An 18,492-nucleotide genomic window follows, 5' to 3' on the forward strand; every position below is an offset into this window, starting at 1 on the left:
GACGGAAGAAAGTCCGGGAATCTGTGGATGACTTGCTCCGTAGGGGGCGTATTCGAACAGGTCAGGGGCGCGCGGACGAAGAAGGGCGCCCCCGTGGTGACCCGGGAGCGCCCTCTGAACGCGTTTATATGGGCTCTGCCGCAGCTGCCGAGCCTTCGGCTCAGCCGTTCTTGATGCGGTTGGTGAGCTCCGTGACCTGGTTGTAGATGGAGCGGCGCTCGGCCATCAGCGCGCGGATCTTGCGGTCCGCGTGCATGACGGTGGTGTGGTCGCGGCCGCCGAACTGCGCCCCGATCTTGGGCAGCGAGAGGTCGGTGAGCTCCCGGCACAGGTACATGGCGATCTGCCGTGCGGTCACCAGCACGCGGCTGCGCGAGGAGCCGCACAGGTCGTCCACCGTGAGGCCGAAGTAGTCGGCGGTGGCGGCCATGATGTCGCTGGCGGTGATCTCGGGCGCGCTGTCCTCGCCGCCCGGGATCAGGTTCTTGAGGACGTCCTCGGTGAGGCCCAGGTCGACCGGCTGCCGGTTCAGGCTCGCGAAGGCCGTGACCCGGATCAGCGCCCCCTCCAGCTCGCGGATGTTGCGCGAGATGCGGGAGGCGATGAACTCCAGTACCTCCGGCGGGGCGTTGAGCTGCTCCTGGACGGCCTTCTTGCGCAGGATCGCGATACGGGTCTCCAGCTCGGGCGGCTGGACGTCGGTGATCAGGCCCCACTCGAAGCGGTTGCGGAGCCGGTCCTCCAGGGTGACGAGCTGCTTGGGCGGCCGGTCGGAGGAGAGGACGATCTGCTTGTTGGCGTTGTGGAGCGTGTTGAAGGTGTGGAAGAACTCCTCCTGCGTCGACTCCTTGCTCGCGAGGAACTGGATGTCGTCGACGAGCAGGATGTCCATCTCGCGGTAGCGCTTGCGGAAGGCGTCGCCCTTGCCGTCGCGGATGGAGTTGATGAACTCGTTGGTGAACTCCTCGGAGCTCACGTACCGCACGCGCGTACCGGGGTAGAGGCTCCGCGCGTAGTGCCCGATGGCGTGCAGCAGGTGGGTCTTGCCGAGGCCCGACTCCCCGTAGATGAACAGGGGGTTGTACGCCTTCGCCGGCGCCTCGGCCACGGCCACCGCGGCGGCGTGCGCGAAGCGGTTGGAGGCGCCGATGACGAAGGTGTCGAAGAGGTACTTGGGGTTCAGCCGGGCGGTCGGCTCGAGCGGGCCCGAGGTGGAGCCGCCGGACGGGGCCGGGGGCGCCGCCGCCGGCCGGCCGGGGGCCGGGCGCGGGGCGGGCTGCTCGTACGGCTGCTCGTACTTCTGCTGCTCGTACTGATGCTGCTGGTGCGACTGCTGGGGCTCGTACGGCGACGGCTCGTACGGCGGCTGCTCGTACTGCTGCTGCTCGAAGGAGCCCTGCTCGTAGCCGCCCGGCTCGGACTGCTGGAGGTAGCCCGGCTGCGGGGTGGCGTACGGGTCGCGCTCGGGGAAGCCGCCAAGGCGGGGCTGCTGCCAGCCGTAGTCGTCCTGCTGGCCGCCGCGGGGCCAGGCGCCGGGCTCGGGGCGCTGCTGCTGGTAGTCCGGGTAGGCGGGGCGGGCCGTGGGGAGCTGGTCGTCGGCCGGTCCGCCGGGGCCGCCCGGGCGCTGGCCGGGGTAGGGCTCGTAGGCGTCGCGCTGCTGGACGGGCGGGGCGGGAGGCGCGGGCTCGCCGGCGGAGTCGTCCACGGTGATGGCGATCCGGATGGGGCGGCCGCACTCCCGGCTCAGGGCGTCGCTGATGAGGGGGGCGAGACGGCCCTCGAGGACACGCTTGCCCCATTCGTTGGGGACGGCCAGCAGCGCGGTGTCGGCGACGAGCGCCAGGGGCTGGCACCGCTCGACCCACTGCTTGTCCTTGGGCTCGATCCCCGGCTGTCCCTCCCCGAGGAGCTTTTCGAGCACCCTTGGCCACACTGCGGCAAGATCGGCAGGTACGTCAGCCACAGAGCACGCTCTCTCACAGGGGTCCCACGAATGTGTGGTTCTTTGGGACGGTCGGGACAAAAAAATCCGGGATCAGGCAACGGTAGTCAGGCCAGTGGGTACGGTTCAAGTCGTTGTCCACAGGCTGTGCACAGTGGGGGGCGGCATAGGCTCGGTTTGACCGGATGGCGTAGCCGCGCGTACCGTAACGAGGTCGAGTTGTCGATGGCTGCTGCCGCCTGCCTACCGATGGGCGAAGATCACTGGTTGTGATCGTTTAGCGGTGCCACTCGGGCGAACACGCGAGTTTCCTCGTGGGCGCACGGTGACAGCCAGGCGATGTCCCGCCACAACGATTTATTCTCTGGAGCCCCCGAGTGAGCAAGCGCACCTTCCAGCCGAACAACCGCCGTCGTGCCAAGACCCACGGCTTCCGCCTGCGGATGCGTACCCGTGCCGGTCGCGCGATCCTCGCGAACCGCCGCAGCAAGGGCCGCGCCGCCCTTTCCGCGTAACAACACGCAGGTCGTGACGTCGTGCTGTCTCCCGAAAATCGGCTGAGGCGGCGCGAGGACTTCGCGAGCGCGGTGCGCCGAGGGCGTCGGGCTGGTCGCCCGCTCCTCGTCGTCCACCTACGTACAAGCGGTGCAACGGACCCGCACGAGCCGGGGGAGATCGATCCCTCGACGCGTGCGGGTTTCGTCGTCAGCAAGGCTGTCGGCGGCGCCGTCGTCCGTAACCGGGTGAAGCGCCGTCTGCGCCATCTCGTCCGGGAGCGGCTGTCCCAGCTGCCCGCCGGTAGCCTGGTGGTGGTACGTGCGTTGCCCGGCGCGGGTGACGCCGGCCACGACGAACTGGCCCGGGACCTGGATGCCGCTCTGGTGCGGCTCCTGGGAGGCGTGGCTCGATGAAGTACCCGCTGCTCGCTTTGATCAAGCTGTACCAGTGGACGATCAGTCCGCTGCTCGGGCCGGTGTGCCGTTACTACCCGTCGTGTTCGCGCTACGGGTACACGGCCATCGACCGGCATGGTGCGGTGAAGGGGACGGTTCTGACCGCCTGGCGGATCCTGCGGTGCAACCCGTGGTCCCCGGGTGGTGTGGACCATGTCCCACCTCGTAAACGCCCGCGTTGGCACGAGCAGCTGCGCAGTGCGTTGCGTAGATCTCGCAATGCTCAAGGAGCCTGATTAGTGGACACGATTGCCAGTCTGTTCAGCTTTATCACCACACCCGTCTCGTGGATCATCGTCCAGTTCCACAAGCTGTACGGAGCGATCTTCGGTGCGGACAGTGGGTGGGCCTGGGGCCTGTCCATCGTGTCCCTGGTGATCTTGATCCGTATCTGCCTGATCCCGCTCTTCGTGAAGCAGATCAAGGCGACGCGTGGCATGCAGGCGCTCCAGCCGAAGATGAAGGCGATCCAGGAGCGCTACAAGAACGACAAGCAGCGTCAGTCCGAAGAGATGATGAAGCTGTACAAGGAGACGGGTACCAACCCGCTCTCCTCGTGCCTTCCCATCCTGGCGCAGTCCCCGTTCTTCTTCGCGCTGTACCACGTGCTCGCGAGCATCGCCAACGGCAAGACCATCGGCGTCATCAACCAGTCGCTGCTGGAGAGCGCGCGCCAGGCGCACATCTTCGGCGCCCCGCTGGCCGCCAAGTTCATGGACAGCAGCGAGAAGGTCGCGAGCCTCAACGCCTCGATCACCGATGTGCGCATCGTGACCGCGGTCATGATCGTCCTGATGTCGCTGTCGCAGTTCTACACCCAGCGTCAGCTGATGCAGAAGAACGTCGACCTCTCGGTCAAGACGCCGTTCATGCAGCAGCAGAAGATGCTGATGTACATCTTCCCGCTGATCTTCGCTTTCATGGGCATCAACTTCCCCGTCGGTGTCCTCGTCTACTGGCTGACCACGAACGTCTGGACCATGGGTCAGCAGATGTACGTGATCAACCAGAACCCGACGCCGGGCAGCAAGGCGCAGGACCAGTACCTGACCCGCCTGCTGAAGCACATCAGCTCGCACGGCGACGTCAAGGGCCGGGGCAAGAAGAAGATCGTCGCGGCGATCGTGGCCAAGGGCCCGGACCGCAACGACAACGAGCGCAAGTTCATCACCGCCCTGACCAAGCAGGGCATGGCCGCCCAGGCAGACGGCTCTGTGATCAAGAGTTCCGAGGCCACGGCCGACGCGGACGCGGCGAGCGGCGGTGCCGCCAAGCGGCAGCAGCCGAAGCGGCAGACGAAGTCGAAGCGCCAGACGCCCAGCAAGCCCTCTCCCAAGAAGTAAGAAGGAGTCCCTCCCGTGACGGAAGGCACCACCACCGCCGCCGCTGAGGGCGGCGACACCCTGACCCGCCTCGAGCAGGAGGGTGAGATCGCGGCCGACTACCTCGAGGGTCTGCTGGACATCGCCGACCTGGACGGCGACATCGACATGGACGTCGAGGCCGACCGGGCCGCGGTGTCGATCGTCAGTGACTCCGCCAGCCGTGACCTGCAGAAGCTCGTGGGCCGCGACGGCGAGGTTCTGGAGGCTCTTCAGGAGCTGACCCGCCTCGCCGTGCACCGGGAGACCGGGGACCGCAGCCGGCTGATGCTGGACATCGCCGGGTTCCGTGCGAAGAAGCGCGAGGAGCTGGCGGCGCTGGGCGCCAAGGCTGCGGCGGACGTGAAGGCGTCCGGCGAGCCGCTGAAGCTGGCCCCGATGACCCCGTTCGAGCGGAAGGTCGTCCACGACGCCGTAGCCGCCGCCGGCCTGCGGAGCGAGTCCGAGGGCGAGGAGCCGCAGCGCTTCGTCGTTGTGCTTCCGGCCTGACCGGTTAGCGCGAGTGTTCGGCCCCGTCTGTCTCGCAGGCGGGGCCGATGTTTGTCAGCCTTGCATGTGAACAACCATGCGGTACGGAAGGACGGTCCCCGTGACGGAAGCAGCTGAGCTTCCCCCGGCGCCTGAAGAGGCGCGCGCGGTGTTCGGTGAGTTTTTCCCGGAAGCTGTGCGGTACGCGGAGCTGCTGGCGGACGCGGGAGTCAAGCGTGGCCTGATCGGGCCGCGTGAGGTGCCGCGCCTGTGGGAGCGGCACCTGCTGAACTGCGCCGTGCTCTCGGAGGTGGTGCCCCAGGGCGTCACCGTGTGCGACGTGGGCTCGGGCGCGGGTCTGCCAGGCATCCCGCTGGCGCTCGTGCGTCGCGATCTCAAGATCACCCTGCTGGAGCCGCTGCTGCGGAGGACGAACTTCCTCCAGGAGGCGGTGGAGCTGCTGGGCCTGGACCACGTCACCGTGGTGCGCGGCCGGGCCGAGGAGGTTCTCGGCAAGTTCCAGCCGGTACATGTGGTGACGGCGCGTGCCGTGGCTCCGCTGGACCGGTTGGCCGGCTGGGGTGTGCCACTACTGCGTCCCTACGGGGAGATGCTGGCGCTGAAGGGTGACACCGCGGAGGAAGAGCTGGTGGCGGCCAAGACGGCGCTGACCAAGCTCGGTGTGGTGAAGACCTCCGTGCTCCAGGTGGGCGAGGGCGTGGTGGATCCGTTGTCGACGGTGGTGCGGGTCGAGGTCGGAGAGAGCCCCGGTGGGGTGAGGTTCGCGGCCAAGCGGGCTAAGGCAGCCCGGGTGGGACGTACGCGCCGACGCCGCTGAGGCTCCGGGTCTTGGGGGCTCTCGTGGTTCCCGAGGGGATTTGGCCTGTGTTGGGCTCTATAGGTATGGATTTCGGAGTGTCGTAGCGGCCGGAAGTCTCCCTCCGGGCATCGTGTTTCACGTGAAACGTCGCTCTCTGCTGCACGGAATCATCAGCCGCGGTCGTGCGGCTGCGTCCCCCCGCCACCGCAAGGATGAGAGGGGGACGGAGTTGTCCACATCGGTGGATTCATCCACAGGAGTACGGGCCCCGCTGGTTCGCGACCCCGGAGACATGGCAGGCTCTGTTCATCGCGAGCCTGATGTCGAGGAGAGTGACACCGTGCGGTCCGACGCCAACCTCGCGGGGCCGATGGCCGACCCGGTCCCCGGTCCCCGCTCTGAATCGGCGGGCGACGATGTTTCACGTGAAACATCGCCCCCGCCCCTTGTAGACAACGACACCCCCATCGGCCGAGCCGCGCAGCTGGCGGTCGAGGCGCTGGGGCGCGCCGGTGAGGGGCTGCCCCGACCTGAGCAGACCCGGGTCATCGTGGTCGCCAACCAGAAGGGCGGCGTGGGCAAGACCACGACGACTGTGAATCTGGCGGCTTCGCTGGCACTGCACGGGGCGCGGGTCCTGGTGGTCGACCTCGACCCGCAGGGCAATGCCTCGACCGCTCTGGGTATCGACCACCACGCGGATGTGCCCTCGATCTACGACGTGCTCGTGGACAGCCGGCCGCTGCTGGAGGTGGTCCAGCCGGTGGTGGACGTGGAAGGGCTCTTCTGCGCGCCGGCCACGATCGACCTCGCCGGCGCGGAGATCGAGCTGGTGTCCCTGGTGGCCCGTGAAAGCCGGCTCCAGCGGGCGATCCAGGCGTACGAGCAGCCGCTCGACTACATCCTGATCGACTGCCCGCCGTCGCTGGGACTGCTGACGGTCAACGCGCTGGTGGCCGGCGCGGAGGTGCTGATCCCGATCCAGTGCGAGTACTACGCACTGGAGGGCCTGGGTCAGCTGCTGCGCAACGTCGATCTGGTCCGGGCCCATCTGAACCCGGCCCTCCACGTGTCGACGATCCTGCTGACGATGTACGACGGCAGGACCCGCCTGGCTTCGCAGGTGGCGGAGGAGGTGCGCAGCCACTTCGGCAAGGAGGTGCTGCGGACGAGCATCCCGCGGTCGGTGCGCATCTCGGAGGCGCCGAGCTACGGGCAGACGGTGCTCACCTACGACCCGGGTTCCAGTGGTTCCCTCTCCTACCTGGAGGCTGCGCGGGAGATCGCGTATCGCGGGGTCGGAATGCAGTACGACGCCCAGCACGCCCATCTGGGCGCGGGTATGAACAGCACGCAGAATGCGGTGGAGGGGATCCAGTGAGCGAGCGACGTAGAGGTCTGGGGCGGGGGCTCGGTGCGCTGATTCCCGCGGCTCCGCAGGAGAAGACACCGCCGGTGATCGGTGCCGGGTCGACGTCCCCGTCGGCGGTGCCGGTGTTGACCGCGGAGCGCGGGAGTGCGGCGGCGAAGCTCGCTTCGCTGGCGCAGGCCGATGTTTCACGTGAAACATCGTTCGTCGCGCCGGTCGAAGAGTCGCTGTCGGCGGCGCCGGAGGCCAATGTGGTGGCGGGAGCGACGTTTGCGGAGCTTCCGATGGACGCCATCACGCCGAACCCGCGGCAGCCGCGTGAGGTGTTCGACGAGGACGCCTTGGCCGAGCTGGTGACCTCCATCCAGGAGGTGGGTCTGCTCCAGCCGGTGGTGGTGCGACAGTCGAGCCCCGGCCGCTACGAGCTCATCATGGGCGAGCGGCGCTGGCGGGCCTGCCGGGAGGCCGGTCTGGAGAGCATTCCGGCGATCATCCGGGCCACGGATGACGAGAAGCTCCTGCTGGACGCGCTGCTGGAGAACCTGCACCGGGCTCAGCTGAACCCGCTGGAAGAAGCAGCGGCTTATGACCAGCTGCTCCAGGACTTCAACTGCACGCACGACCAGCTGGCCGACCGCATCGGTCGGTCGCGTCCCCAGGTGTCGAACACGCTGCGGCTGCTGAAGCTGTCGCCTTCGGTCCAGCGCCGGGTGGCCGCGGGGGTGCTGTCGGCCGGGCATGCGCGGGCGCTGCTGGCGGTCGAGGACTCCGAGGAACAGGACCGGCTGGCGCACCGGATCGTGGCCGAGGGGCTGTCGGTGCGTGCGGTCGAGGAGATCGTGACGCTGATGGCGTCGGAGCCCACGAGCACGGTGAAGCCGAAGGGTCCGCGTGCGGGTGCCCGGGTGGCTCCGGCGCTCAGTGAGCTGGCGACCCGCCTGTCGGACCGGTTCGAGACGCGGGTGAAGGTGGATCTGGGTCAGAAGAAGGGCAAGATCACCGTCGAGTTCGCGTCGATGGAGGATCTGGAGCGGATTCTGGGCACGCTGGCGCCGGGCGAAGGCCGGGTGCTGGAGCAGGGTCTTTCCGGGGAGTGATCCTCGGCCGCCGAAGGGCGGACCGTGCCGGTGCGAACCGGTACGGTCCGCCCTTTTGCTGTCGAAAGAGCGAGGGACAGTGGATACGATGCGTTCATGGGTCGTCGGCTGGTACCGCTCACGCTGGACAACCTCCAGGACCTGCCACGTCGTTGCCGGTCCTGTGTGTTCTGGGAACTGGACCCGGTCAGCGGTGAGGCCGCGGTGAAGGCGGGTACGCCCGCGCTGGAGAAGGAAGCCTGGATCTCCGCCGTCCTCTTGGAGTGGGGATCGTGCGGCCGCGTGGTCTATGTGGACGAGGTCCCGGTGGGGTTCGTTCTGTACGCACCACCGGCGTACGTGCCGCGGGCCACCGCGTTTCCGACCAGCCCTGTCTCACCGGACGCCGTACAGCTGATCACCGCGTGGATCATGCCGGGGTACCAAGGGCAGGGTCTGGGGCGGGTGATGGTCCAGACGGTGGCGAAGGATCTGTTGCGGCGCGGGTTCCGTGCCATCGAGGCGTTCGGGGACGCGCGGTGGGAGGGACCGGCATGTCTGCTGCCGGCGGACCATCTGCTGGCGGTGGGCTTCAAGACGGTGCGCCCCCACCCGGTGCACCCGCGGCTGAGGCTGGAGCTGCGCTCGACGCTGTCGTGGAAGGAAGACGTGGAGCTGGCGCTGGACCGGCTGCTGGGCGCGGCACGCAAGGAGCCCGCACTGCGGCCCCTGTGAGTCGGATCCGTTCAGAAACGTGAAACGGGCCGCCCCCCTGCGAGGGGGGCGGCCCGTTTCACGTGAAACATCGAACCCGTCAGGCGGTCTTGACCTCGACGAAGTCCGCGAGGTCACGCAGGATGGCGGCCTTCGGCTTGGCGCCCACGATGGTCTTGGCGACCTCGCCGCCCTTGTAGACGTTCAGGGTCGGGATGGACATGACGCCGTACTTGGCGGCCGTGGCCGGGTTCTCGTCGATGTTCAGCTTGACGATCTCGATCTGGTCGCCGTACTCGGCGGCGATGGCCTCGAGGGACGGCGCGATCTGGCGGCACGGTCCGCACCAGGCGGCCCAGAAGTCCACCAGTACGGGCTTGTCGCTGTTGAGGACCTCGGCGTCGAAGTCAGCGTCGGTCACGTTCTTGAGGGTGCCGGCCACAGCGGCCTCCTTCTTCTTCTACCTGCGGGGTGTGGGGTGGGGTGGTTCGGGGGTCAGGCCGGTCAGACCGCGGCGGCGGCGGCCTTCTCGGTGTCCGCGAGGGCGGCGAGGAAGCGCTCCGCGTCGAGGGCGGCGGAGCAGCCGGTGCCCGCGGCGGTGATGGCCTGACGGTAGGTGTGGTCCACGACGTCGCCGGCGCCGAACACGCCGGTCACGTTGGTCCGGGTGGAGGGAGCGTCGACCTTGAGGTAGCCCTCGGCGTCGAGCTCCAGCTGGTCCTTGAACAGCTCGGTGCGCGGGTCGTGGCCGACGGCGATGAAGAGGCCGGTCACGGGCAGCTCGGAGGTCTCACCGGTCTTGGTGTTGCGCAGGGTGAGGCCGGAGAGCTTCTGCTCGCCGTGGATCTCGGCGACCTCGCTGTCCCAGGCGAACTTGATCTTCGGGTCGGCGAAGGCGCGGTCCTGCATGGCCTTCGAGGCGCGCAGGCTGTCACGGCGGTGGACGATCGTGACGGACTTGGCGAACCGGGAGAGGAAGGTGGCCTCCTCGATCGCGGTGTCGCCGCCGCCGACGACGGCGATGTCGTGGTCCTTGAAGAAGAACCCGTCGCACGTGGCGCACCAGGAGACACCGCGGCCGGACAGGGCGTCCTCGTTGGGCAGGCCGAGCTTGCGGTGCTGGGAGCCGGTCGTGACGATGACGGCCTTGGCGCGGTGGACCGTGCCGGCGGTGTCGGTCACGGTCTTGATCTCACCGGTGAGGTCGACGGAGACGACGTCGTCGGGGACGAGCTCGGCGCCGAAGCGCTCGGCCTGGCCGCGCATGTTGTCCATGAGGTCCGGGCCCATGATGCCGTCCTGGAACCCGGGGAAGTTCTCCACCTCGGTGGTGTTCATCAGGGCGCCACCGGCGGTGACGGCACCTTCGAAGACCAGCGGCTTGAGCGAAGCGCGTGCGGTGTACAGGGCGGCGGTGTAACCGGCCGGCCCGGAGCCGATGATGATCACGTTTCGGACGTCGCTCACGGGTTTCTTCCTCGTCTCTGCGGACTGCGTGCTGCCTACCGGGGGCCGGTGCGGACTCTCACCCCACCCAACGGATCCTACGGCGCATGCATTCCCCACCTGTCCCCGTGCGGGTCCCCACGCGTCAGCTTCGGGGATAGCTGCTCATCAGCAGGGGTTTTCCGGGGGCTCCTGACGTGTCGTTCTCGCAGCCTGTGTCGACCAGAAAGGCGTCCACGCGGGAGGAGTCACCCGGGTGCGGCAGGACGAGGAGGTACACGGCTGCGCCCTGGTAGCGGCCGCGTTCGGTGGCGAGCGGTGTTTCGGGACGTCCGGTCGCTGCCTGGACGCACGCCGGCACGGTGGCTGCCCGGCGGTCGCCCGGAGCCACGCCCTGCCCGGGAGGGGTGTTCTCCAGCCCGTAGGTGTTGTTCTGCTCTCCGGAGTCCGTTCCGGTGATCTCCGCGGAAGCCAGGAGCTGCCGGACGTTCTTCTCGAGGCCTTGCGTGGTGTAGGCGCCTGCTTCGGCGGAGGGCTGGGCCGCGGAGCTCGGGGCTTCGCTCCGCGCCGTGGTGCGGGCGGGGGTGTCCGACAGGTCGCTGAACAGGAAGATGCCGAGCGCGCAGGCGGCGGCGCCGGCCAGGCCCGTGAGTACGGCGATCCTGCGGCGGGCGCGACGACGGCCGGGTCCCTTTGGGCCGGTCGGGTGACCGGAGGGCCGGAGGGCCCCTGCCGCGGTGGGCGGCGGAGGTGTTTCACGTGAAACATCGTCGGCGGCGGTGCGGGTCCGGGGAGCCGACGGGTTCCGGGGCCGGGGAGTGGTGGCGTCGAGGAGCGCTTCCGCGGCGAGGGCGGCGTCGATGCGGCCCGCGATGTCGGCGGGCATCCGGGCCGGCCCGGGGAGGGTGCCCAGGAGGGAGCGGATCTCCTCCAGGGATGCGCGGACATCGGCGCACAGCGGACAGTCGCCGAGGTGCCGCCGGATTTCGGCGGTACGGGACGGGGAGAGGAGCCCTTCGGTCAGGTCGGAGATCTCCGAGACGTCCGGGTGCCGGATCGTTCCGGTCGTGCCGGGCATGCCAGTCGCCGGGGTCATGGTCGTCCACCTCCGCCCTTCACTGCGTCTGGGTCTGGATGACTCGGTTCTGCCGCTGGTGGGACGGCTGTCCCCGGCGTCCGGTTCCTTCCCCGCCCGGCGGTGGTGTTATCCCCGGCATTCGTGCGCAGATGAGTGAGCATCGGCAGGAGTTTCGCCCGGCCGCGCGCGCACCGGCTCTTCACGGTGCCGGTGGGGACGTCGAGGATGCGGGCGGCTTCGGCGACGGGGTATCCCTGCATGTCGACGAGGACGAGGGCGGCCCGCTGTTCGGCCGGGAGGGTGCCGAGGGCGGCCAGGAGCTGGCGGTGGAGGTCCTGGCGCTCCGCCGGGGCCTCGGCGGACTCGTGGGGCTCCAGAAGGCGCTCCAGACGGTCCGTGTCGTCGAGGGGTGCGGTCCTGCGGGAGGCGGCCTTCCGGGCCCGGTCGAGGCAGGCGTTGACGGTGATGCGGTGGAGCCAGGTGGTGACGGCGGAGTCCCCACGGAAGGTGTGGGCGGCACGGTAGGCGGAGACCAGGGCGTCCTGCACGGCGTCGGCGGCTTCCTCGCGGTCGCCGAGCGTGCGCAGGGCCACGGCCCACAGCCGGTCCCGGTGGCGCCGCACGAGCTCCCCGAAGGCATCGGGGTCCCCGCCGGCATGCAGCGCCAGGAGTTCCTGGTCGCTGTGGCTGCTCGCGGATCCGTCTGGCATCGCACCCTACTTCCTTCCGCGATGGAGATTAGGGCCTGAACGGCTCGGGGCGCGAGGGTGCGCCCGGCGCAGCGCGAGACGGGTTCCGGGGGCCGTTCCGTGCGGTGGCCCCCGGTGGGCCGTCGGCCTCAGGAGCCGGGGCCCAGCACCTTGATCTCGCTGATGCCCCCGCGGTAGCCGCCCGTGCCATCGGAGGGCAGTTCGCTGATGTGGATCAGCAGGTAGCGGGTGCGGATCGGGGCGTCGAGCGTGGTCTGGAGCCTGCGCTCGGTGCGTCCCAGTTTGACGACGGGATGGGTGAAGCCGCTGATGGAGGCGGGGTTGGCGGCCTCCGGGGCAGCGGCGAGCACCTCGGCGGTCTGTCCTGCGACGTACATGTCCACGTCGATCCCGGAGACGTCTTCGACCTTGCCCAGGTCGACGATGATGCCGCTGCCGTCGTTGTCCTGCTCCAGGTTGCCGAACTTGGCGTAGTTCACGTACCGGGGCGTGTACCAGGCCGACGCGTTGTCGCCGTCGATGGTCTTCTCGGCGAGTTCCGGCTTGACGGAGTTGCCGAGGACCGAGACGTGCTTGATGGGCAGATTCGTGCCGGGCTTCTGTTCCTTCGGGGCGTCGTTGTCCTTGGGCTGGGTGTTGCTGCTGCCGCCGTCGCCCTGGGTGCCGTGGTCCAGGAGCGCGTCGGCCAGCTGCCAGCTGCCGAGGCCGAGCGCGGCGATGAGCAGGGCGGCGACGCCCCACTTCAGAGCCCGGCCCGTGCGGCTGTTCAGCGGGGGCGGCGGGGGAACCACCGCCAGGGACGGGGTGGGAGGCGTACCGGGGGGCGTGGGACGGCCGTAGCTGCCCTGCTGGTACGTGGTGTGCTGGTACTCCGGCGGGGCCGTGAAGGCGGGCTCCGGCGGCCGGATGCGGGGCATCGCGGCGACGGCCTTGGCCAGCTCCTCGGGGGTGGTGCAGGCGGGCTCCTGGCGGGAGGCGGTGGCCCCGTCGTTGGCGAGTGCGCGCATGGCGAGTTCGCCCAGGCCCCGGTGGACCCCGGCACGGACCTGGTCGGGGGCGATCAGGCCCACGCCCTTGGGCAGGCCGGTCAGCCCGTAGGCGTCGCTCTCGTACGGCCAGCGCTGGGTGAGGGCGGCGTACAGGAGCGCGCCGATGGCCTCGGTGTCGGCCCGCTGCGGGGTTTCGCTGGTGATCCCGCGCAGGGCGGCGTTCACGGCGAGGCCCCGGATGCGGTACTGGCCCGTGGAGGTCCGCAGTATCGCGCTGGGCGTCAGCCGCAGGTGGGCGAGGCCTTCGCGGTGTGCGGCGGTCATGGCCTGGGAGACCTGGCTGACGAGCTGGTAGGCCTCGTGGGCCTCCAGGGGCCCCGCGGCGAGGAGCGCGGTGAGTTCGGTGGCGTCGGGCAGCCACTCGTGGACGACGTAGACGAGGTCGTTCTCCTCCACGGCGTCGAGGACCTGGACGAACCGGGGGTCGCCGAGCAGGGCGGAGGAACGGGCCGCGGCCAGCACGGAGCGGGCCCGCGGGTGGTCGGCGGGCAGCAGGTGGACGCCCACGGCCCGGCGCAGTTTCTCGTCCATCGCGCGCCAGCTGCTGAATCCGTCCACACGGGTGACGCACTCTTCGAGCCGGTAGCGTCTGGCGAGCTTGTGGCCGCTGTGCAGCTCGGGTGCTGCCGCGGGGGCCGCTGCCGTGCGCTCGCCGTCCTTGTCGGGCATGGGTCCGTCCGCGGCTCGTCCGTTCTGGGTGTCCACCCCGTCGGCCGTGACCTTGTCCGCTCCTGCGGCCAGCGGCTCGTCGCCGCTGTTGTCGGCCACGTCGACGGCAGCCGTGCTACGTTCCGCCACCGTCGTTCCCGCCTCCCCATCCGTTGCGCGCTGTCGGCCAGTCTGCGAAGCCATGCCAATTGTGCCCACAGTCCGCCGCTATGCACGACACACGAAGGGGGGTGACGGTTGTGCGCATCAGCGCCCCAGACGTCCGCGGACCATTCCGACCATCGAGTTGAGCTCCTCGATCCGCATGCGCTTGGCGGCGATGAGGAACACGGCGGCCAGGGCGATGCCTCCGGCCACGAGGGCGGCGGCGGAGCCGGCGACTCCGCTGCCCAGCCACTGGGTGACCCCGTAGGCGGCCGCGCCGCCCACGGCGGCCGCGGGGATGCAGGCGCCGGCGAGGCGGGCGTAGGTGCGCATGACGTGCGCGCCGTCGAGGTCGCCGCCCAGGCGGGTCTTGAGGCGTCGCCAGGCCACGCCGACGCCCACGGTGTAGCCGAGGCCGTAGGCGGCGGCCATGCCGACCACGGCCCAGCGGGCGGAAAGCACGAAGAAGGAGGCCGCGGAGACCGCCGCGTTGACCGCGGCGACGATGACGGTGTTGTAGAACGGCGTCCGGGTGTCCTCGTAGGCGTAGAAGCCGCGCAGGACGACGTACTGCACCGAGTACGGGATGAGTCCGAGGCCGAAGGCCATCAGGACGTAGCCGATGTTCTGGGCGCCAGCGCCGGAGCCGGCGTAGAGCAGGGTCGCCATCGGGACGCCGAGGGCGAGGAACGCGAAGGCGCAGGGCACGATCGCCACGGCCGAGGTGCGCAGGCCGTAGGAGATGTCGTCGCGGACGGCGGCCGCGTCCCCGTCGTGCGCGGAGCGGGAGATGCGCGGCAGGACGGCGGTCATGACGGAGACGGTGATGATCGCCTGCGGCATCTGCCACAGCAGCAGCGCGTAGTTGTAGGCGGTGATGCCGGTGCCCGGGTGGCCCTGCTTCTCGGCGACGGAGCCCGCCCAGGTGGCGAACTGGGTGACGACGACGAGCCCGATCTGGTTGGCCAGGACGAAGAAGAAGGTCCACTTGGCCAGGCGGGCGGCCTTGCCGAGTCCGTGGCCCTTCCAGTCGAAGCGCAGGCGGGGGCGGAAGCCGGCGTCGCGCAGGTAGGGCAGCATCGCGAGGGCCTGGACGGTGAGGCCCAGCAGGGTGCCGAGGCCCAGCAGGCGGACGCCGTCGGCGGTGACGGTGGTGGCGTTCACGCCGGAGGTGGTGAAGCCCCCGAAGGCCCAGATGAATGCGCCGAACGTGGCGATGACGACGATGTTGTTGAGGACGGGGGTCCACATCATCGCGCCGAACCGGCCGCGTGCGTTGAGGATCTGACCGAGCACCACGTGGACGCCCATGAAGAACATGGTGGGCAGGCAGTAGCGGGCGAAGGCGACCGCCACGTCCATCTGGTGCGGGTCGGAGGCGATCTTCGGCGACATCATCGTGATGAACACCGGTGCGGCGAGCACGCAGATGGTGGTGATGGCGGCCAGCAGCACCACGACGAGGGTCAGTAGCCGGTTGGCGTAGGCCTCTCCCCCGTCGCTGTCGTTCTTCATGGCTCGGACCAGCTGCGGGATGAAGACGGCGTTGAGGGCGCCGCCGCCGACCAGCACGTAGATCATCGTGGGCAGGGTGTTGGCGATCTGGTACGTGTCGTTGAAGGTGCCGACGCCGATGGCACCGGCGATGACGAGCGTCCGCAGGAAGCCGGTGATGCGGGAGACGATCGTGCCGGCGGCCATGAGCGCGCTGGACTTCAGCAGGCTGGAGGCGCGGCCGGCCGGCTTGCTCGGCGCCGGGGCGGCCACGGGGGCGTCCTCGGCGGGGGTACGGGGCGCCGCCTCCTGGTCCCGGTAGAGGTGGGCGAAGGCGTCGGGTTCCGGCTGCTCGTCCGCGGCCTTGGTGACGAGGGAGTCCACGCCGACGAACTCGGTGGTGGTGGCGTGGTCGCCGTACGGCAGGTGGCGGGAGGGGCCGTCCGGCTCCGGAGGCGGGGTCTGGGCCCAGACCCGGGGGTCCGGCGAGTACGCGGGCGCGGACGGCGCCGCGTAGAGCGGGCCGGGCTCCTGGTAGGTGCCGGGCGGCGGCGGGGGGTGCGAGGCGCGGTCGTAGAGGACCTCGGCGACGGGATCCTGGGCGGACAGGTCCTGCGACCGGTACGGGTCGTGGTCGTAGGCGTCCTGGACATACGGGTCGCGGTCCGGCGCGGGCGCAGGCACGGGAACCTGCCCGGGCACCGGGGTGCCCGGGGCAGTGCCCTGGGAGGGCGCGGGCCCACCAGTGCCCTGCGCGCGGTCACCGTCGTACGGCGCGTTCATCGAAACCCCACCTCATCGTCCCCAGGCCGACCGGCCACGGCATCGCTCAACGGTCCACTGTCTCACCCGTGCCGGACCCGTCGGTGCTTTGCGGTCCGGTGTCCGGGGTCTCGTCACTCTGCTGCGTGCCGTCCTCGGCGGCCGCGCGTGCCGCGACGCGCTTGCGGCTGGCGTACATCTTGATGCCCGCCAGGACGAGGAGGAGCACACCGCCGGCGATGACGAGCATGACGGTGGGGGTGATCTCGGTGGCCTCGACGGTGAACTTACGGGGCTTGCCGTAGGCGACGCCGTCCTTGGTGAAGAGCTGCGCGGTGACCTCGACGGGTCCGCTCGCGGTGGCGTTGGCGGTGAACTTGACCGTCTGGGTGTGGTCGCCCTGGACGGTGACCTGCTGCTCGGCCTGCCCGCTGTCGCCGAACATCAGGCGGGTCGGGTTGGCGGACTGCACCCGCAGGACCAGGTCGTGGACGTCCTGGACGAGGCTGTTCTGGACGCTGACCGGGATGGTGGCGCTGTGGCCCGACAGGGTGGCGTCGGACTTGGGGATGACCTTGACCTTCTCGGTGAGGTCGATCAGGTAGTTCTGGACCTGGTCCCGGTAGACCCGCGCCTCGTCCGGGCGGCCCCGCCAGGACGTGGACATCTCCCGGTTGGTGGTGTTCCCGAAGGGGATCTCCACGCGGTCGGGTGCGGCGAGGATCACCTTGAAGTGGTCGAGGGTGTTCTGGGTGGTGCGGATCTTCTCGAAGGCGGACACAGGCAGCTCCTGCTTGCGCAGGGCCTCGGGGTACTGGCCGGCTCCGGGGACCTGGGTGGCCGCGCGCGCGTCGGGCTTGGCCGCGGCCGCGGCTTCGAGGTCCCCGGGCTGGGTCCAGCGGCCGGCCTGGAGGGCGCGCAGGGCGATGGCCATGCTGTTGACCTGGCTGAGGGACGGCATCCGCTGCGGGGCCACGACGAAGCTGCGCTGTTCGTCGGTCTTCTGGAGGTTCAGGGCGAGGCTGTGCGCGAGGAACTGCTGGACGGCGAGTGTGGAGTTCCCGGCGCTCAGCATGTCGCCCTCGAAGGCGGTGGAGAGCTCCGCGTCCGCGACCACGGCCGTGGTGCCCGCACCGATGGGCCGGGCGGCCGAGGGGGTGTAGCCGAGGCTTCCGGTCTCGCCCAGGCTGTCGCTCCGGGTGAGGACGTTGTGCGCGCCGGCCGAGGTGGCGACGTTGACGATCGAGGGATCGATGGCGCCGTCCACAGGCCAGGAGAAGTCGGTGGACGCCGGGACGTGCAGGACGGTCTCGACGGCCTGCTTCGCCTTGTCGGTGGCGGGCCGCAGCTGGCCGAGGGTGCCCGAGACGTCCTTGCCGTGGTGGGCGAGGGAGGCGAGATCGGGGTCGGCGAAGGGCAGCGCGACGACCTTCTTGCCCTGGACGGCCGCTTCCAGGGAGCTCAGCCACTGCTCGGCGACGGCCTTGTTCTTGCCCTGGACGGACTTCCCGTCGGGGCTGCGGACCCGGTAGCCCTTCGTCATGGCGTCGACGGTGTAGAGCAGGTCGGGGTCGATGACCCAGGTGATCGGCAGCTCCTTGCCGAGCGCGACCATCTGTCCCAGGCGGCCCTGCGGCTTGAGCTCCTCGGCGAGGGAGTCGTCGAGGAAGACCGGGGTCTGGGTCTCGTCCGAGCCCGTCTCGGCGGTCACGTGGGTGGTGGAGATCAGCGGCCACACGTAGGTGAGCTGGGCCCGCTTGGAGGCGGCTTCCGGCTGCCAGGGCAGGAACGTCCGCTCGATGCCGAGGACCTGCTCGGAGGGGCGGCTCTCGGTCGCCCCGGACAGGGAGACGCCGAGCTGGTAGACGCCGTCCTTGTCCAGCTCCAGCTTGTTCACCGGGACGGTCAGGGTGAACTCCTGGCGGACCTTCGACGGCAGCGAGGCGATCTTCACGGCGTAGGCCGGATCGATCTCCCCGGGGTCGGCGCCGGCCCGGAAGCCGCTGCGTTCCGCCACCTCGTCGATGGACGACCGGTCCGAGAGCGCCGGCCCGACCCGCAGTCCCACGTGCGCGTCGTTGATCGTCTCGGAGCCGGTGTTCACCACGGTCCCGGAGATGGTCAGGGTGTCGCCCTTGACCGGGGCGGCGGGGGCCAGGGAGGTCAGCTGGACGTCCACGGAGGTCGCCTGGGCGGCCTGGGCCTTGGGGGCGGGCGAGTAGACGAGAGCGGCGAGCACGGGCGTCCCGGCCAGCAGGACCACCGCCCTCCGCAGCCATCGGCGTCGGACAGGGGCGGGGGACGCCCCCAGGTTGTCTGCCGCCTCGGCCACGCGCTAGCCCGTCCCTCGAAGTGTCAGTGGTCGTCGTCTGTGCGTCCACGCATGGTAACGAGGCCCGCTGTGCGCGAGTGCCGC

General features: G+C 69.9%; 17 protein-coding genes. 9 read left to right on the forward strand and 8 right to left on the reverse strand.

Translation table 11 applies throughout. The annotated features are described in order from the left end of the window. Positions 1-160: 160 nt before the first annotated feature. Positions 161-1,963 carry a chromosomal replication initiator protein DnaA gene (gene dnaA / locus ACFTXQ_RS03535; protein WP_382635461.1) on the reverse strand — a complete coding sequence of 601 codons (1,803 nt, stop codon included), beginning with the start codon at positions 1,961-1,963 and terminating at the stop codon, positions 161-163. A gap of 356 nt (positions 1,964-2,319) precedes the next feature. On the opposite strand from dnaA, the gene rpmH reads away from it, so the two are divergent. The 9 genes from rpmH to ACFTXQ_RS03580 all read left to right on the forward strand — a co-directional run bounded on the left by rpmH (position 2,320) and on the right by ACFTXQ_RS03580 (position 8,745). Beyond that, complete coding sequence (gene rpmH, locus ACFTXQ_RS03540; protein ID WP_018547628.1) at positions 2,320-2,457, forward strand: 50S ribosomal protein L34; 138 nt, start codon at positions 2,320-2,322, stop codon at positions 2,455-2,457. A gap of 21 nt (positions 2,458-2,478) precedes the next feature. Next, positions 2,479-2,853: a ribonuclease P protein component gene (gene rnpA / locus ACFTXQ_RS03545; protein WP_382635463.1), complete on the forward strand. Its 375-nt coding sequence runs from the start codon at positions 2,479-2,481 to the stop codon at positions 2,851-2,853. After that, positions 2,850-3,131, forward strand: coding sequence for a membrane protein insertion efficiency factor YidD (gene yidD, locus ACFTXQ_RS03550; protein ID WP_382635465.1), 282 nt, complete (start codon positions 2,850-2,852; stop codon positions 3,129-3,131). Before rnpA ends, yidD begins: the two co-directional genes overlap by 4 nt. 3 nt (positions 3,132-3,134) lie before the next feature. Beyond that, positions 3,135-4,238: a membrane protein insertase YidC gene (yidC, locus tag ACFTXQ_RS03555; RefSeq protein WP_382635467.1), complete on the forward strand. Its 1,104-nt coding sequence runs from the start codon at positions 3,135-3,137 to the stop codon at positions 4,236-4,238. 15 nt (positions 4,239-4,253) lie between these two features. Continuing rightward, a complete protein-coding gene (locus ACFTXQ_RS03560) occupies positions 4,254-4,766 on the forward strand; it encodes a R3H domain-containing nucleic acid-binding protein (protein WP_365164382.1) in 513 nt (170 codons plus the stop codon). Between the two features lie 76 nt (positions 4,767-4,842). After that, positions 4,843-5,583: a 16S rRNA (guanine(527)-N(7))-methyltransferase RsmG gene (rsmG, locus tag ACFTXQ_RS03565; protein WP_382635469.1), complete on the forward strand. Its 741-nt coding sequence runs from the start codon at positions 4,843-4,845 to the stop codon at positions 5,581-5,583. Between the two features lie 274 nt (positions 5,584-5,857). After that, positions 5,858-6,946 carry a ParA family protein gene (locus tag ACFTXQ_RS03570; RefSeq protein WP_382635471.1) on the forward strand — a complete coding sequence of 363 codons (1,089 nt, stop codon included), beginning with the start codon at positions 5,858-5,860 and terminating at the stop codon, positions 6,944-6,946. Then, a complete protein-coding gene (locus ACFTXQ_RS03575; RefSeq protein ID WP_382635473.1) occupies positions 6,943-8,031 on the forward strand; it encodes a ParB/RepB/Spo0J family partition protein in 1,089 nt (362 codons plus the stop codon). Before ACFTXQ_RS03570 ends, ACFTXQ_RS03575 begins: the two co-directional genes overlap by 4 nt. A 96-nt stretch (positions 8,032-8,127) precedes the next feature. Beyond that, a complete protein-coding gene (locus ACFTXQ_RS03580; protein WP_030707724.1) occupies positions 8,128-8,745 on the forward strand; it encodes a GNAT family N-acetyltransferase in 618 nt (205 codons plus the stop codon). A 79-nt stretch (positions 8,746-8,824) separates the two neighbouring features. On the opposite strand, the gene trxA is transcribed toward ACFTXQ_RS03580, so the two are convergent. The 7 genes from trxA to ACFTXQ_RS03615 all read right to left on the reverse strand — a co-directional run bounded on the left by trxA (position 8,825) and on the right by ACFTXQ_RS03615 (position 18,408). Next, complete coding sequence (gene trxA, locus ACFTXQ_RS03585) at positions 8,825-9,166, reverse strand: thioredoxin (RefSeq protein WP_382635476.1); 342 nt, start codon at positions 9,164-9,166, stop codon at positions 8,825-8,827. 62 nt (positions 9,167-9,228) lie between these two features. Next, the gene (gene trxB, locus ACFTXQ_RS03590) at positions 9,229-10,191 is read right to left on the reverse strand and encodes a thioredoxin-disulfide reductase (protein ID WP_382635477.1); all 963 of its coding nucleotides are present in this window, start codon (positions 10,189-10,191) and stop codon (positions 9,229-9,231) included. A gap of 124 nt (positions 10,192-10,315) precedes the next feature. Then, positions 10,316-11,266 carry an anti-sigma factor family protein gene (locus tag ACFTXQ_RS03595; protein WP_382635479.1) on the reverse strand — a complete coding sequence of 317 codons (951 nt, stop codon included), beginning with the start codon at positions 11,264-11,266 and terminating at the stop codon, positions 10,316-10,318. Continuing rightward, complete coding sequence (gene sigM, locus ACFTXQ_RS03600) at positions 11,263-11,958, reverse strand: RNA polymerase sigma factor SigM (protein WP_382635481.1); 696 nt, start codon at positions 11,956-11,958, stop codon at positions 11,263-11,265. Before sigM ends, ACFTXQ_RS03595 begins: the two co-directional genes overlap by 4 nt. Positions 11,959-12,086: 128 nt before the next feature. Then, the gene (locus tag ACFTXQ_RS03605; protein ID WP_382635482.1) at positions 12,087-13,805 is read right to left on the reverse strand and encodes a protein kinase family protein; all 1,719 of its coding nucleotides are present in this window, start codon (positions 13,803-13,805) and stop codon (positions 12,087-12,089) included. A 117-nt stretch (positions 13,806-13,922) separates the two neighbouring features. Then, positions 13,923-16,097: a murein biosynthesis integral membrane protein MurJ gene (gene murJ / locus ACFTXQ_RS03610; RefSeq protein ID WP_382635484.1), complete on the reverse strand. Its 2,175-nt coding sequence runs from the start codon at positions 16,095-16,097 to the stop codon at positions 13,923-13,925. A 46-nt stretch (positions 16,098-16,143) separates the two neighbouring features. After that, positions 16,144-18,408, reverse strand: a complete 2,265-nt coding sequence (locus tag ACFTXQ_RS03615; RefSeq protein WP_382635486.1) for a DUF6049 family protein — start codon at positions 18,406-18,408, stop codon at positions 16,144-16,146. Positions 18,409-18,492 lie beyond the last annotated feature (84 nt).

It is taken from the genome of Streptomyces sp. NPDC057010, from assembly GCF_042673805.1.
In the GTDB taxonomy this organism is placed as follows: Bacteria; Actinomycetota; Actinomycetes; order Streptomycetales; family Streptomycetaceae; genus Streptomyces.